Raw genomic sequence first — 1,010 nt, 5'->3', positions numbered from 1 at the left:
GGTAAAGGGCATTTAACGACGAAACTGGCTAAAATAAGTAAACAGGTAACGTCTATTGAATTAGACAGTCATCTATTCAACTTATCGTCAGAAAAATTAAAACTGAACATTCGTGTCACTTTAATTCACCAAGATATTCTACAGTTTCAATTCCCTAACAAACAGAGGTATAAAATTGTTGGGAATATTCCTTACCATTTAAGCACACAAATTATTAAAAAAGTGGTTTTTGAAAGCCATGCGTCTGACATCTATCTGATTGTTGAAGAAGGATTCTACAAGCGTACCTTGGATATTCACCGAACACTAGGGTTGCTCTTGCACACTCAAGTCTCGATTCAGCAATTGCTTAAGCTGCCAGCGGAATGCTTTCATCCTAAACCAAAAGTAAACAGTGTCTTAATAAAACTTACCCGCCATACCACAGATGTTCCAGATAAATATTGGAAGCTATATACGTACTTTGTTTCAAAATGGGTCAATCGAGAATATCGTCAACTGTTTACTAAAAATCAGTTTCATCAAGCAATGAAACACGCCAAAGTAAACAATTTAAGTACCGTTACTTATGAGCAAGTATTGTCTATTTTTAATAGTTATCTATTATTTAACGGGAGGAAATAATTCTATGAGTCGCTTTTGTAAATTTGGAAAGTTACACGTTACTAAAGGGAATGTAGATAAATTATTAGGTATACTACTGACAGCTTCCAAGGAGCTAAAGAGGTCCCTAGCGCCTACGGGGAATTTGTATCGATAAGGAATAGATTTAAAAATTTCGCTGTTATTTTGTACAATAAGGATAAATTTGAATGGTACCATAAACGACCGTTTATGGTACCTTTTCATTTTCCTGCTTTTTCTAAATGTTTTTTAAGTAAATCAAGTACCAAAATCCGTTCCTTTTTCATAGTTCCTATATAGTTATACTTAATGAGTTATGGTACATTTAAATTATAAAATTAAGGAGGTTTTTTTATGATTTTTGGCTATGCTCGAGTGAGTACGGA

At 33.6% G+C, this 1,010-nt stretch carries 1 protein-coding gene; it reads left to right on the top strand.

From position 1 onward, the window contains the following. Window positions 1-624 (top strand): 23S ribosomal RNA methyltransferase Erm (gene erm / locus KQI94_RS16115; RefSeq protein ID WP_114229740.1); only part of this gene is annotated, 624 nt, incomplete at its 5' end. Window positions 625-1,010 lie beyond the last annotated feature (386 nt).

It is taken from the genome of Enterococcus sp. S183_ASV_20, assembly GCF_018919685.1.
Taxonomy (GTDB): Bacteria; Bacillota; Bacilli; order Lactobacillales; family Enterococcaceae; genus Enterococcus; species Enterococcus faecalis.
This window is presented reverse-complemented; position numbering and strand designations above follow the sequence as displayed.